The sequence below is a fragment of the Streptomyces sp. NBC_01320 genome (assembly GCF_035974375.1).
In the GTDB taxonomy this organism is placed as follows: domain Bacteria; phylum Actinomycetota; class Actinomycetes; order Streptomycetales; family Streptomycetaceae; genus Streptomyces; species Streptomyces yanii.
The window spans coordinates 10,609,866-10,623,741 of the sequence record NZ_CP108390.1; the positions used below are offsets into that span (position 1 = coordinate 10,609,866).

Sequence of the window (13,876 nt, forward strand, 5' to 3'; positions counted from 1 at the left end):
ATGGACTTCGTCTCGATCCGCATCATTACCAGCGACGTCGCACGCCTCGTCGAGTTCTACGAGCGAGCCACAGGGGTGCAGGCGATGTGGGCCACCGAGGACTTCGCCGAACTCAAGACCTCGGGCGCCACCCTCGCGATCGCCGGCACCCGCACCGTCCCGCTGTTCGCCCCGGGCTCTGCCCGCCCGGCGGACAACCAGAGCGTGATCACCGAGTTCCTCGTCGACGACGTGGACCGCGTTCACCAGAACCTGACCGGCTTTGTCACCGACTTCGTCAACGAGCCCACCACGATGCCCTGGGGCAACCGGTCGCTGCTGTTCCGCGACCCCGACGGAAACCTCGTCAACTTCTTCACCCCCGTCACCCCGGCAGCCATCGAAAAGTTCGCACGCTGACGCCACGCACAGCCGCTCACGCGGGAGCCCTGAGATCCCAGGGCTCCCGATGAATGTGGCCGCCGAGTCCAGGAGCGCCAACAGCAGGGGGCACCGGAGCGCACCGCTGACCCCTGAGGGACGTCTGCGGTTGTGCCTGCGGATCGACGCCGGCCGGCCGATCGCGCACGTCGCTGCCGAGGCCGGGCTATCGCGCCGCTGCCTGGCCAAGTGGTACGCCCGCTGGTGCGCGCACGGCGAGAACGGCCTGCTTGACCACTCCTCCCGCCCCGCCACCAGCCCGGCCCGCACCGCCGAGGACATCGCTGACCTGGTGGAGGCATTGCGGCGGCAGACCAAGCGCGGGCCCGCGCGGCTCGCCGCCGACCTTCAGCGGCTGCACGGCGTCACGGTCGCGCCGGCGACCGTCCACCGCATCCTGGTGAGGCGAGGACTCAACCGGCTCCGTGACCTCGACCCGCCGACCGGCGAGCTGCTGCGCGAGGTCATCCGCTACGAGCACGACCAGGCGCGGGGACTCGCCCCAGTTCCAGGTCGTCCTGGACCGTATCCGGGTGCCCCGGATCGGACCGGGACGCCCACGCACCAGGCCGGACAAGGTCCGCGCGGACAAGGCGTACGGCTCCCGCGCGAACCGCGCCTTCCTGCGGCGACGTGGCATCCGCTGCACGATCCCGGAGAAGAAGGACCAAATCGCCAACCGCAGGAAGCGCGGCTCGCACGGAGGTCGGCCGCCGAAGTTCGACAAAGACGACTACAAGGAGCGGCACGCGGTGGAGTGCGGGATCAACCGCCTCAAGCGCCACCGGGCCGTCGCGACTCGGTACGACAGGCTCGCCGTCCGCTACGAAGCGACCGTGCTGGTCGCAGCCATCAACGAGTGGCTGTGACCAGCACTTTCGAAACACTCCCTGGTACTGCAACGGCGCTTGAGGTGACGAGGTTGCAGTTCATGGGCTGTGGCCTCGTTGTTTGTAGTGACTGTGGTGGGCTTGGTGTTGTCTGCGTCGGCGCCGGGTCGACCGGTGCAGGACGTGCTCGGACCGTGGGGCGGGAGGGCTTGCCAGGCGGATGATCAGGCGTCTGAGCTCGGGGAGGCCGAGCGGGACGAGTCCGGATGATGCGTTTCTGCGGCCCCCATTTCAGCTCGGCGGCTCGCTGGACGGTGAGGTGGGCGTGGGATGCCATGGCAAGGGTGATGTGCCGGAACCAGCCTTCGTAGCACCGTACTTGGCAGTGATCCGGGCCGCACTCGTCCTTCGCGGTCTGGAAGGTTTCCTCGATCGCCCAGCGAGTGCCGGCGTCAGCGATCAGCTGGTCGAGGGTGGCCTCGGCGGGCATGTAGGCGATGTAAGGAGGCGATCTCGTGCGGAGCGGTGAGGCTGCGGCGTGCCAGGACCCAGTGCCTGCGGCCCGGGTGGTGCCAGGGTCGGACTTCGGCCATGGCCCGGTCACGCATCCGCTGGCCGTGGGCGTCCGCTCCGCACGAGCGTCGTTTCCCTCTGGTGAGGCAGACCGGCGATCAGTTCGTCGATGCGGTGGTCCATGTGCCGACGGGTAACAACGGTGTCGTTTCGGCGGGTCGCCATCACATGGAAGATGTCCGCCTCCTCCAGCCGGTGCCGCCAGGACTTGCTCCGGTAGTCCGGTCCGAAGCGGCGAGAGTTGCCGGAAAACCACTCGTTATCATTTCGTGATTATCCGAACTCATGGCGGTCATCTGAAATGATCAGTTTGCTGCCATGCATTCGGCACCAGAGCGGGAATCCGCACCACCCACCGGCAGCGCCGTGGCCTCCCACCGCGGTGGCCGTCAGCACCGGTCCTCCCACCGCCGGGGCCGTCCGCGCCGCCGGGGCCGGAGCTATCTGACCGGCACGCTGGTGGCCGCCGGCCTGATCGGCTCAGCGACATACTTCCTGGACGGTGGACGAAGCGATGCGTCGAGCGGTGCGCCGCGCCCGCGGAGCGCGGTGCACATCACTCCCGCGCCCACCCCGCCCCCCACACCCACCCCGACGCCGCCCCCCACGCCCACTCCGCCCCCGGCCCCTACCAAGATCGACATCCCCTCGACGGGCACCGGCACGTTCGTCACCGCGCATGCCAGTGGCACGAAGGTCGGTCGTGGTCCGCGTCCGCTCCGCTACGTGGTGGAGGTCGAGACCGGGCTCGACATCTCGCCGGCCCAAGCGGCGAGCGAGATTGCCGACATACTCGCGGCTCCCCGGGGCTGGACCCACAACCAGGCCTACTCTTTCCAGTTGGTGAGCGCGGGAGCGCCCCACGACCTCACGGTGAAGATCGCGACACCGGGAACGGCGGACGCCCTGTGCTGGGCGGGCATCCACCAGAACACCGAAGGCGAATACAACTGCGAGGTCCCCAACGGGGTGGTGGTGAACCTCAAGCGCTGGGTCGAGGGCTCGCCCACGTTCGATGGTCCGATCCATGACTACCGGGCGCTGATCATCAACCACGAGATGGGGCACTTCCTGGGCTACACGCACAGGACCTGTGCGGGTCCCGGGCAACTGGCCCCCGTGATGATGCAGCAGATCAAGGGTCTGCACGGATGCATCGCCAACGCCTGGCCCTATGACAAGAACGGTCACTTCGTCTCCGGGCCGCACGTGACGTGAACCGGCGGCCGTTCCCGGAGGCGCGCCGCTCAGGGGACCGGACCGGCCGTTACAGCTTGGTCATGAGTTGAGCCGATGGCCATGAACTCCGGGCGCACTCCGAACTCAGCGACAACCCGGTGGTCGTCAAGGCCATCAGGCGCTCACCGTGCCGTGTTCCCGGTGCGCCGGTGCTGTCGCCGTGGGCGGAGCCCCACGATCCTGCGGTTCCCCGCGGCTTGTAGGTAACACCCCCCTCTCGAAAGGTTGGAAGAGAATGTCTGGATCCCGCACTGTTCGGAAACTGGCCGCAGCGGTGAGTCCGCTGCCGCTGCTGGCGGCATGCGGAACCGGCTCTGAGACGGCATCCCACACGGCAGGGAAGTCCTCGGCCGGGTCGTCGGCGCAACTCGACGTTTCCGCGGACGCCGGCGCGGTGCTCAAGAAGCAGTACCTCTTGGAGAACGCGATCGCGGCCTGCATGAAGAAGCAGGGGTTCACCTACACTCCCGTAGCCCCCGAGGATCCCGCGGCCTCCTGGGCCACCGACGGGGCGGACTACGAACTGACGAAGTAGTACCGGCAGAAGTACGGCTTCGGCAACTACTCAGCCAATGTCTACCCCAACGATCCCCAGGCACCGGGCAGCAAGGCGTCCCAGAAGGACGCGAACCACTCGCCCAACGCTGACTACGTCGCCACGCTCACTCCCGAGCAGAAGGCCGCCTACGACAAGGCGTTGGGAGCTCCGCCGGACCCGAAGGCCGGTGAAAGGGACTGGACCGGTTGCGAGGGGTCGGCCAACAAGGAGGTCTACGGCTCCGCGTCGGTCCAAGAGCGAAGCATTACGACCGCGAGCCGGAACCAGGCCAACGCGCAGGCACTCAGGGCAGGTATCGCCTCATGCCGCCCCGGCGGATGGCCGTTGTCAGACCGGCGCGGCCGTGCCGGTGACCTGCTTCCAGGTGGTGAAGCGTTCGGTCATCCCGGTGCGGTACCGGGCTGCGGTCAGGCGGTGACGTTGGGGTCGGAAGTGGGGGTGAGATGCCGCTGAACGCTGAGAGGAACTGCTGCGCGTGGCTGGGCGTCGGTGACCCCCTCACCGCACGGCCAACCCCAAGATCATCCCACGCGCCAGCCGACGTGACAGTGCGCGTTCATGGCAGACCCTAAAACTCGTCCGTACCGTGGGGCCACTCAAGTGCTTACAAGGGTGGGCAGGACGCGGCAATGGGCAGCGGCCCCCTGGTCAGGGGGCCGCTTTTGGGCTGCGGCGGTTTCGCTTAGGCGGCGCTGCGGGTCTTGCGGCGGCGTACTGCGACGGCGGTGCCGCCACCGGCGACGACCAGCGCGGCGGCCATACCGGCGATTGCCGCGGTGTTGTCGTTCGTACCGGTCTCGGCAAGGTCGGAGCCCATGGCCACAGTCGACAGGGCGCTGTTGGTCTTCAGGGCGTGGTGGTTCTTCACGGCGTGGTTGGTCTTCATGGTCTTGTTGATCCAGCCCGCGTAGGCGGGCGCGTTGGTGTAGAGGCCAGGACCCTCCGAGCACGGCACCTTCGGGGCGCCGGGCCCCGAGGTGACGCCGATCAGCTCCCAGCGGCCATTCCGGCCCTTCTGGACCTGCGGGCCGCCGGAGTCCCCGAAGCACGCCATGGCCTTGGGCACGGTGGTGATGGTGCACAGCCGGGTCGGGCCCGCGTAGCCCGGCGCGCACTCGGACTCAGCGCCCCTGCGGGTGTTCAGCTCCTGCAGCCGGTCCGGGAACTTGAGGTCGGTGTCGATGGTGGTGCCGAAGCCCAGGAGCCGGGTCGGCGTGCCAGGGCGCCCTACATGCTCGGCGATCTTGATGGGGTGCTGGGCGACCGGGCGGTCCAGGCGTATCAGCGCGAGGTCGTTGTTGTTGGCGGCCTTGCCCTCGCCGTTCACATAGCCGGGGTGGACGAAGATCCGGTCGATCTTTCGGACAATGCCGCCGGACTTGCGGTGGTCGCTGCCGACGCGCACGATGCCGTCCAGCTCCAGGCCGTCACCCTTCACGCAGTGGGCCGCCGTCAGTACCCACTGCTTATCGATCAGCGACGCCCCGCAGGTCCCGTCGTTCAGACCGAGTGTGGGGGCCGACTCGGGGACGGTCGCCATGAACGGGTAGTGCTCGGTGGAGTCCGATCCGTTGACGATGGCTCCGGCGCTGCCGGCCATGACAGTGGCGCAGGCCGCAGCTGCGAGAACGCCGACGGCAGCGGTTCGGGCGGTACGGCGGCGCAGTAGCTTGAAGCTGTACACAGAGGGTTCCTTTTTTGTTCGGTGGATCCGTGCGCATTCAGCCTCGCTGTTTTGATTCCTGCCAGACCATCCGGGAAACAGGCCAGTCGATGGTATGGCCCTCTTCCCCTCCGTACTGGGGAAAACCCGAGGTCCGGAGTGTGGCTGCCCGGCAAAGGACTTCGCAACTACCGGTTCTCGGCGAACGTGCAGGTCATCGTGGACGCAGACACGCGACTGGTGGTGGCTGCTGCCCGCCCGGTGCTGAGCACGGTGACGCCCTGGCACTGGGCGGGCGCCGTGCGGCGAGACTTTGGAGCACAGTCCCCACCCGCACTCGGGGCAGGTCAGTGGCACGCGCGGGCGGGCCCGGTGGATCTGCTTCCAGGTGATGCGGCCCTCGCACCCGAGACCCTCCAGGGTGAGGTCCAGGACGCTGTGCTCGGGGAACTTGCATCATGGGATCGGGCGTTCCGCTATACACCCTCCTGATGGAAATGCTGGACGATGCGGTTAATTCGGCTCGCGAAGTTGGGCTAGAAGACTGCTGAAAATCTTTTGCGTTCTGGCCCCGGACCGGCAGGTCCGGGGCCAGTCTTGTGAGCATGCAGGGGGAATGGGCCGGGGAGATGGTCGGGCCGGATGTGTGGGAGACCTGCCGGGAGTTGATCCCGGCAGGGAGTGTGTTCGCTTTCCTGGCCGAGCATCGTGAGGTGCTGTTCCCGCCGGAGTTCTTCGCGGACATGTATCCGTCGGCCAACGGACGGCCGTCGTTGCCGCCGCAGGTGCTGGCCGCGACGGTGGTACTGCAGAGCCTGCAGGGGCTGTCGGACTTCGAGACAGTCCAGGAACTGCGATGTGACCTGCGCTGGAAGGCCGCCTGCGGGCTGGGCCTGTACGACACCGCCTTCGATCCCTCGCTGCTGACCTATTTCCGGCGCCGGCTCGCCCGCTCGGCCGACCCGACGCGGATTTTCACCAAGGTCAAAGAGGTGGTGACTGCCACCGGTGTCCTCAGAGGAAAGCAGCGCCGGGCGCTGGACTCCACCGTCCTGGACGATGCGGTGGCCACTCAGGACACCGTCACCCAGATCGTGGCCGCGATCCGCCGCGTGATCCGTGAGGTCCCCGGCGCCGGCGAGGTCGCCGGCCGGTGGTGTACTGCTCACGACTACACCGACCCCGGCAAACCCAGGATCGCCTGGAATGACGAAGCCGCCCGCGAGGCGCTGGTCGACGCCCTGGTGACCGACGCGCTCAACATGCTCGGCCGTCTGCCCGAGCGTGAGCTGGGCGAGCGGGCCGCGAACGCGGTGGGCCTTCTCGCTCTCGTCGCAGGCCAGGACGTGGAGCCGGCCGAGGACTCCGACGGCCGCGACGGACGCTGGCGTATCGCCAGGCGCACCGTGCCCGACCGGACGGTGTCCACCGTCGACCCCGATGCCCGGCACATCCACAAGAACCGAACCCGCCACCAGGAGGGCTTCAAAGGACACGTGTCCTTCGAGCCAGAGGCCGGACTGTTCACTGCCGTCGCGTTAACCAGCGGCTACGGGCCGGACAACCACGAGGCCGCCGTCGCGCTGGACCTGCTGGCCGACGAAGACCACAGCGAGGGCGAGACGCTGACCGTGCTCGGCGATTCCGCCTACGGCACCGGCGACCTGCGTGAACAACTGACCGCCCAGGGCCACGTCCTGGTGGTCAAGCCGCCGCCGTTGCGGCAGGCCGTCCCCGGAGGCTTCACCATCGACGACTTCCACGTCGACACCGACGCCGCCACCGTGACCTGCCCGGCCGGACAGACCGCGAACCTGGGCCGCACCAAGGCCGACGGGGGCCGCACCGCCCAGTTCAAACGGCTGTGCACCGGCTGCCCACTGCGGGAACGCTGCACAACCTCCAAGACCGGACGGGTTATCAACGTCCACCCTCAGCACGAACTGCTGACCGCAGCCCGCGTCCAGGCCGCCACCGACACCGCCTGGCAGGACGAATACCGCCGATGGCGGCCCCCGGTCGAACGCGCCATCGCCTGGCTCGTCGCCCACGGCAACCGCAGAGTCCGCTACCGAGGCGTCATCGCCAACAACATCGCACTCCACCACCGCGCCGCCGCCCTCAACCTCCGCCGACTGATCAACCTCGGACTCACCCGCACCAACACCACCTGGCACCTCGCCCCGGCCACCCCATGACGAAGAAGGGGCCGCCCGGCCTACGGCCGAACAGCCCCTCAACAAGATTTTCAGCAGTCTTCTAGATGAAGTTGCTGATCGTTACCAGCGGGCTCAAGAACTAACCGTGCGCCTTCACCAGGAGTTCGCACACGAACTTATTGGCTAAAGGCTTGCAGAGAATCAACCGCCCGTTCCGTGAGTCCCATAGCACAATGCTGACGGATCATCACGGAACGGGTGGCGCCGCCCTCATGCCTGCTATCGTCCGCAATGTTCCGCCACCGCCGGACGCGGATTGACCTCCTGCGTCGCCAGATTGGGAGCCCCCTTCTGTGAGCAGTGACGATGCCGTCAGCCGACTTCCGGAGCGAGCATTCCGACTCGTTGTCACGGGTGGTGGAACGGGTGGCCACACCTATCCCGCCCTCACAGCGGTTCGAACCCTGCAGGCCAGGCTCGCCCTGCCGGCAGAGCGCTGGATGTCCTGTGGGTCGGCACAGCGGAAGGCCTGGAAGCCTGTGTCGCGGCTGCTGAGCACATCCCGTTTGTCACGGTGGCGACTGGCAAGGTACGGCGTAGCAGCAATCCGTTGAAGCTGGTCTCGCCTGCCAATGTGCGGGACATGGGACGTGTGCCGCTGGGCGTGGCGCAGGCTCGCACGATCGTCTCCGACGCCCGCCCCGATGTCGTGCTGGCCACTGGCGGCTACGTGGCTGTGCCGGTGGGCCTGGCCGCGCGGATGTGCCGCCGGCCGCTCGTCGTCCACGAACAGACCGTCCGCCTCGGCCTGGCCAACCGGGCGCTCGCCCGTGCCGCGACGCGCTTCGCCGTGTCCTCGGAGTCCTCGCTCCAATACCTGCCGGACGGCGCCCGTGCGACAGCGGTCGTCACCGGCAACCCGGTGCGCCCCGAGGTGTTGTCCGGCCACGCCGACAAGGCCATCGAAGCCCTCGACCTGAGGCGGTTCGACCGCGCCCGCCCGACCGTGTACGTCACGGGCGGCGCACAGGGATCCCAGCAGATCAACCGCCTGGTGGGCGAGAGCCTGCCGTGGCTGCCGGCCCAGGCCAATGTGATCCACCAGTGCGGCCCTGCGCACGAGGCCGGGCTGCGCGAGCAGGCCGCGGCCCTGGCCCGTGACCTGACGGACCGCTACGCGGTCATGGGCTTCGTCGGGCCGGAGCTGCCCGACGTCCTGGCCCTCGCGGACGTGGTGATCTCTCGCAGCGGGGCAGGCACGATCGCGGAACTGACCGCACTGGGCAAGGCCGCGGTACTCGTCCCGCTCGCGACTTCGGCGGGCAACGAGCAGGAGCACAACGCGCGTCACCTTCAGGACTCCGGCGCGGCGGTGGCCCTGCTCGGCCAGGCGTCGCCCGACACCCTGCGTGACGCGGTTGCGCCGCTGCTGGCTGATCCCGCTCGCCGCGCCGACATCGCGGCTCGCGCCCGGTCACACGGTCGGCCGGATGCCGCCAACCGCCTGGAGGGGTGGGCGGCAACCCTCACGCTCAGACTCAAGATCATGCGCCCCAGGTGCGCCGTGTCGCGCTCTGCGTGCGCCCTATGGGCACGTCCGATCATTTGGGTAACTTGCGGCTCCATGAAGGGCATAGGGAAATACTGGGGTTGGATTGCCTTCGCCACTCTGCTCGTAGGGTGGTTGACCAGCGATTTCGGGCCAAGCGTGCTGTTGGCACTGTCTGTTCTCAGTACCGTCTATTTCTTCTTCCAGGCTCCGGCGTGGTGCGGCGCCGTAGGGCGAGACGGAGCATGCAGGAACAACAGCAAGGGCGTCATGATGGGCTGCCACTTGCGTCAACATAGTAGGGTCGGGGACTGGCGCGGTTGCTTCAGCGGGCGGTAGGACCTGGGGCCTTTCTTCCGCCGGTTTCCCGGTCGGCTGTGCCACCCCAGTGGCCGTGACCTGCTTCCTCGCTCCGTTTCCAGCCCCCGCCACCTCGATCCGGGCATGCGGTTCTCCCGCACCCGGCTCACCGACGCTGTTCACCGGCGGCATTCGGCTTCCCCCGCCAGTCCCGAAAGGGTCTGGGGGCGACGACGTTCCCGGCAAGACCGACCAGGCCCAGATGGTCCGGGGAGGCGTAGGACACCACCCACCGCCCGAAGCCACGGGAGCGTTTGTGCTTCTTCGCAACGAACAGCACCATCCGCATCCGCGTGAACTCCCTGATCACCGCGAAGCGATCGGCGGAGTTGCCGAACCTGAAGTACCCGGCCCAGCCGGTCAGGAACCGGTTCAACTCCGCCACCACCACCTCAACGGGCAGCAACAGCCGGGACCGGTCGGTGATCTCCCGAATCCGATCCCGGGCATGCCGCATGGCCTTGTCCGCAGGCCAGCGGGCAAGGAAGGGAAACGGCGCCCTGCCGCCCCGTCCCGGCGCGAGCACCAACCGGTGGTGGAAACCGAGGAAGTCCACGCCTTCCCCACCCACCGCCAGGTGCACAATCCGGGTCTTGGCCGCCTTCGGCTCCAAGCCGAGGCCGGCCAGCAGAGCCGTCAACCGCTCAAGAGCGGCCCGGGCCTGCCCACGGGAACGACACATCACCACCGCATCGTCGGCGTACCGGACCAGCTCACCGTGCTTACGCACGTCCCAGGCCCGATCGATCCGATGCAGATAGACGTTGCAGAGCAACGGAGAAACCACCCCACCCTGGGCAGCCCCCCTGTCCGCTTTGCGCACCACCCCGTTCTCCGACACCCCGGCGCGCAGGATCACCCGCAGGAGCGTAAGCACGGACTGGTCACACACCCTCTCCTCCACCGCTTTGATCAACTCGATGTGCGGAATCGCCTCGAAACAGTTGGCGATATCCGTCTCCACCAGCCACCCGCAGCCCCTCCAGGACTCATCGATCAGCACCTGGAGGGCATCATGCGCGCCCCGCCTGGGCCGGAACCCGAACGAGCACGGAAGGAAATCCGCCTCGAACACCGGCTCCAGCACAATCTTCAGCGCGGCCTGCACGATCCGATCACGGACAGCGGGAATCGAAAGCGGCCTCGACTCCCCCGGCTGGCCGGGCTTGGGAATGAACACCCGGCGCGCCGGGAGAGGCCGGTAACGGCCCTCCCGCAGTTCCATGGCCAGCTCACCGAGGAGCCGATCGACCCCGTACTCCTCGACATCGGGCAAGGTGACCTGGTCGATCCCCGGCGCGCCCTCGTTCTGGCGCACCGTCACCCACGCGCGCGCAAGGACGTCTGTGCGCCAGACCTTGTCCATGAGCGCGTGAAACCGTCGTCCTGGATCGGCCTTGGCCGCCCGGTAGAGCGCATGCTGCAAGGCACGGACCGGATCCAGGGGAGAACGTCCTCCGGCGATGGGACTAGCCACGTCGGCACTCATCGAGCCCCTCCACTCAGCATCACGCGTCAACGAAGTAGCGGCCCTTCCCTCCCCGGCGGTTATGTTGTCCGTCCGGGTCAAGCAGTACTACGGCCGCCTCCGACACCCATCCGCCTCGTCTTCACTTCCCGGGGTCACCGGTTATAGAAGACGGTGCTTCCGGTGACATCAAGCCGCACGTCACCGGGGCGGAGAGGGCCTCTCCAGTTCCCGCCGTCACTATCCGAACGTTCCGCGCCCCTTACGCCGGGGAGTTCTTCGCGGCTGCCTTCCAGGGTCTTCACCGCTTCCATGGCCTTCGCCCCGACACTCCGGGCTCGACTCTCCCTTTCCCCCGCTCTCACGGGGATCTTCACGACGCGGCAGGCTTCGCTTGATGCTACGGACCGTCCGTTTGCTTCCCCTCACAGGGCTTTCGACGCTGGGCTTCGACACCAGGCGTTTCCCCCTGATGCCGCCAGCCTGCTACCGGGCCTCCTGGCAGCTACCCGGACCGGACTCGCACCGGCAAGCGACGACGAGCTTACGACTGACGATCAATCACCTAACACGATCAACCTCCAGGCTTCTGGACGCACAGTGGCAGAAAATGAAGATGGTGGTCGTGCGCGAACGGTGGCGCCTCCTCGCGAGGGACCTCTTTCCTAACGCCACAACTGCCTTGGCCTCCTTGGGTGGGATCTTGGCGCTCATTTCGAGCGTCGTCGCCACTCTTCGGCAAGGGCTGGTAAGTGACCGTGCCCCTGCCGTGCCCGATCGGCCGGGGACTGAGGGGGAATCACGGTGACTGACGGACAGCGCCAATGAGAACGGCCCCTGACCGATTTACCTGATCAGGGGCCGTTCACCTGCGCGGTGGGTGTGGGATTTGAACCCACGGTGACTCTCGCCACGACGGTTTTCAAGACCGCCATGGACAGGGAAAGCGCAAGACGCTGACCTGCGCTCAAGCCTGCTTCAGGCCCCCAATGGGGCCCGCTGGCCCACACATGGCCCATAAGGAGGGCCCGGTTGGGCTGTTCTGGCCGGCTGGCTGCCAAGGGCAGGGCGAATCTGGAAAATCGGCGCCCGTGGCACGAGGAGTAGCGTGTAAAAGGCGAGGCGAGTCCCGTGATCGCCCCGATTCACAAAGACGGGTGATCCTCAATGACCCAGGGTCATTGCATGATCGAGATCTGTCTGGGTTCGTCACGTGAGACCGAGGGCTCGTAGGGGCCGGTGGTAGTCGCGGCCGGTGTGGCGGAGGGCGGCGGCGATGTTGGTCTGGCCGTCCTGGCGGAAGACGCTGATGGCGAGGTTGCGCAGGGAGGCCATGGCGCGGGGCAGGGTGCCGGTGCGGACCTTGGAGTCGTCCTCGCGGAACGTGCGGTCCCGCACGTGGTGCAGGAGGTTCTCGATACCCCAGTGGCCTCTGATCCAGGTGGCGAGCTCGGTGCAGGTGGCGTCGAAGACGCTCAGGCTGGTGATCAGGTAGACGCGCTCGATGGTCAGCTTCCTGGTGCTCAAGTCGCGTCGCCACCGTACGACTTGGATCGCCTGGCGGGCGCCGGGGTAGTCGAGGTGGCTGAACGCGGCGACCTTGAGCCGGCGGATCTCGTCGCGGTGGTGGGCGTGGTCGCGAGCGCGGTGCCCGAGCGGGATGTCCCGCCAGGGCAGCTTCCTGACCTGGGCGTACAGGCCCGGATGGTTCTTCTTCACGACGGCCACGTAGTGCGCGCCGCGACTGGTCAGATAGGCCCCGTGGTCGTGCTGGGTGTGCAGGGCGTCGGCGGTCACCACCGTGTTCTCCAGCTCGAGACCGTCCAGCAACGGCGCGAAGGAGGGGATCTCGTTGCTCTTGGAAGCGACCTGCCGCTGGGCCAGGACCACGCCGTGGTGGTCCATCGCCGCCAGCAGCTGGATCGCCGCGGCCGTTGCGGTTCGCGATCCGCGGACCACCTTGCCGTCGACCGCGATCACCCGTCGCACCGGCCGTTTCTCCGCCTCCGGCTCGACCGGGGGCGGCGTTCTGGCCTGCAGATACGCGCTGATCGCCGCGTCCAGCGCGTCACCGTCCACACGCTGCAGCAGGCGGCGCACGGTTGCGGCGTGCGGCACCGGCCGCAGACCGGTAAGTGGATCGGCAGCGAAGCCGAGGACGCCCAGCACATGTTGCGGGGCATCCGTGATCCACTCGCTGATCGCGATGAGCGAGCGAGCGCCGGTCAGCACCGCCGAGACGGCTGCGCACAGCAACGCGAGGGCCGGATATCGCAGTCCTCGCGCATCGCGGGGATCGGTAACCAGGATCAGGAATCGCCGCAGGTCAGCGACATCGCTTGAGGTGAGGGGATCAGTCGGGGAGCCCAGTTGCTCCAGTGCGGAAGGGATGGGCGATGATGTTCGGGCAGGCACGGTCTCGCTCGGTTCTCATGGGTCTCGACAACCACATGATCACCAGCACCGTGCCTGCTCTGCTCTCCCGGGCCCCTTGCCCCACAACGGACATGACGCCACGTCACTCACGAGACCGGCGAACCGGACCAATCCCAATCACGCAATGCCCCTGCTCAATGACCGGCTCCGATGCACGGCCTGTTTCCCGGCATCTGCCCAGTGGCGTTCACGAGGCCGTGCAGCCGGGGTGTGCGTTGCTCCGGCTGGAGACCACGGAGTCGCGCGAAGGTGTCCTCGACGGTGCGTGGTGGCCGCGGTCACGCGACATAGCTGCCGAGCTGCCCGTGCTGCTGAGCGCCCTCACCGGCCACCTCGGCCCCCTCACGCGCGTCGGACTGGACACCACGGCCTGGGAAGGGCTCCCGACGCGGGTCGTCGTCGACGAGCGGGTGGTGCACATCGACTCCTTTCCGCTGGGCGACGACACCGTACTGATCACCCGAGGCGACCAGGACATCTTCTCGCTGCTGGTGGTTCCGCCGGACACAGCACCCGAGGCCGCCCGCGCCGCGATGGCCCAGGCCGTCCGGGCCGACAACGTGACCCAGGCGAATCAGATACTCATCGACACCCGAAGCGCGCAGGTGCCGCCGGAGTGA

8 protein-coding genes and 5 pseudogenes are annotated in these 13,876 nt (G+C 67.7%); 9 read left to right on the plus strand and 4 right to left on the minus strand.

Features of this window, described 5'->3' with window-relative positions; genetic code table 11:
* The 3 genes and pseudogenes from OG395_RS48370 to OG395_RS48380 form a co-directional block, all read left to right on the plus strand.
* On the plus strand, positions 1-399 hold the full coding sequence (locus tag OG395_RS48370) for a VOC family protein (protein ID WP_327248593.1): 399 nt from the start codon (positions 1-3) through the stop codon (positions 397-399).
* A gap of 49 nt (positions 400-448) precedes the next feature.
* A pseudogene (locus tag OG395_RS58715) lies at positions 449-760 on the plus strand (leucine zipper domain-containing protein); the annotation flags it as partial.
* A 151-nt stretch (positions 761-911) separates the two neighbouring features.
* A pseudogene (locus OG395_RS48380) lies at positions 912-1,289 on the plus strand (transposase); the annotation flags it as partial.
* Between the two features lie 185 nt (positions 1,290-1,474).
* Here OG395_RS48380 and OG395_RS48385 read toward each other — a convergent pair.
* Positions 1,475-2,036: pseudogene (locus OG395_RS48385) on the minus strand (transposase); the annotation flags it as partial.
* Between the two features lie 105 nt (positions 2,037-2,141).
* On the opposite strand from OG395_RS48385, the gene OG395_RS48390 reads away from it, so the two are divergent.
* Positions 2,142-3,041, plus strand: coding sequence for a DUF3152 domain-containing protein (locus tag OG395_RS48390; protein WP_327248594.1), 900 nt, complete (start codon positions 2,142-2,144; stop codon positions 3,039-3,041).
* A 256-nt stretch (positions 3,042-3,297) separates the two neighbouring features.
* Positions 3,298-3,597 (plus strand): hypothetical protein, encoded by a 300-nt coding sequence (locus OG395_RS48395; RefSeq protein ID WP_327248595.1) that lies wholly within the window; start codon positions 3,298-3,300, stop codon positions 3,595-3,597.
* 706 nt (positions 3,598-4,303) lie between these two features.
* Here the strand turns inward: OG395_RS48395 and OG395_RS48400 are convergent.
* Entirely contained in the window at positions 4,304-5,305 is a 1,002-nt protein-coding gene (locus OG395_RS48400) for a serine protease (RefSeq protein WP_327248596.1), read from the minus strand.
* A 162-nt stretch (positions 5,306-5,467) separates the two neighbouring features.
* Here OG395_RS48400 and OG395_RS48405 point away from each other — a divergent pair.
* The 3 genes and pseudogenes from OG395_RS48405 to OG395_RS48415 all read left to right on the plus strand — a co-directional run.
* A pseudogene (locus tag OG395_RS48405) lies at positions 5,468-5,549 on the plus strand (IS5/IS1182 family transposase); the annotation flags it as partial.
* Positions 5,550-5,889: 340 nt separating this feature from the next.
* Positions 5,890-7,482, plus strand: a complete 1,593-nt coding sequence (locus tag OG395_RS48410; protein WP_327248597.1) for an IS1182 family transposase — start codon at positions 5,890-5,892, stop codon at positions 7,480-7,482.
* Between the two features lie 314 nt (positions 7,483-7,796).
* A pseudogene (locus OG395_RS48415) lies at positions 7,797-8,950 on the plus strand (UDP-N-acetylglucosamine--N-acetylmuramyl-(pentapeptide) pyrophosphoryl-undecaprenol N-acetylglucosamine transferase); the annotation flags it as partial.
* 508 nt (positions 8,951-9,458) lie between these two features.
* On the opposite strand, the gene ltrA reads toward OG395_RS48415, so the two are convergent.
* Both ltrA and OG395_RS48425 read right to left on the minus strand, forming a co-directional pair.
* On the minus strand, positions 9,459-10,829 hold the full coding sequence (ltrA, locus tag OG395_RS48420) for a group II intron reverse transcriptase/maturase (RefSeq protein WP_327242293.1): 1,371 nt from the start codon (positions 10,827-10,829) through the stop codon (positions 9,459-9,461).
* Positions 10,830-12,029: 1,200 nt separating this feature from the next.
* The gene (locus OG395_RS48425) at positions 12,030-13,235 is read right to left on the minus strand and encodes an ISAs1 family transposase (RefSeq protein WP_442818522.1); all 1,206 of its coding nucleotides are present in this window, start codon (positions 13,233-13,235) and stop codon (positions 12,030-12,032) included.
* Between the two features lie 158 nt (positions 13,236-13,393).
* Here OG395_RS48425 and OG395_RS48430 point away from each other — a divergent pair, with 158 nt between their 5' ends.
* Positions 13,394-13,876: a DUF5994 family protein gene (locus tag OG395_RS48430; protein WP_327248598.1), complete on the plus strand. Its 483-nt coding sequence runs from the start codon at positions 13,394-13,396 to the stop codon at positions 13,874-13,876.

Coding starts and splice junctions, on each gene's coding strand:
- OG395_RS48395 (WP_327248595.1), top strand. CDS start 3,298: ATGTCTGGATCCCGCACTGTTCGGAAACTGGCCGCAGCGGTGAGTCCG.
- OG395_RS48430 (WP_327248598.1), top strand. CDS start 13,394: ATGACCGGCTCCGATGCACGGCCTGTTTCCCGGCATCTGCCCAGTGGC.
- OG395_RS48390 (WP_327248594.1), top strand. CDS start 2,142: ATGCATTCGGCACCAGAGCGGGAATCCGCACCACCCACCGGCAGCGCC.
- OG395_RS48410 (WP_327248597.1), top strand. CDS start 5,890: ATGCAGGGGGAATGGGCCGGGGAGATGGTCGGGCCGGATGTGTGGGAG.
- OG395_RS48370 (WP_327248593.1), top strand. CDS start 1: ATGGACTTCGTCTCGATCCGCATCATTACCAGCGACGTCGCACGCCTC.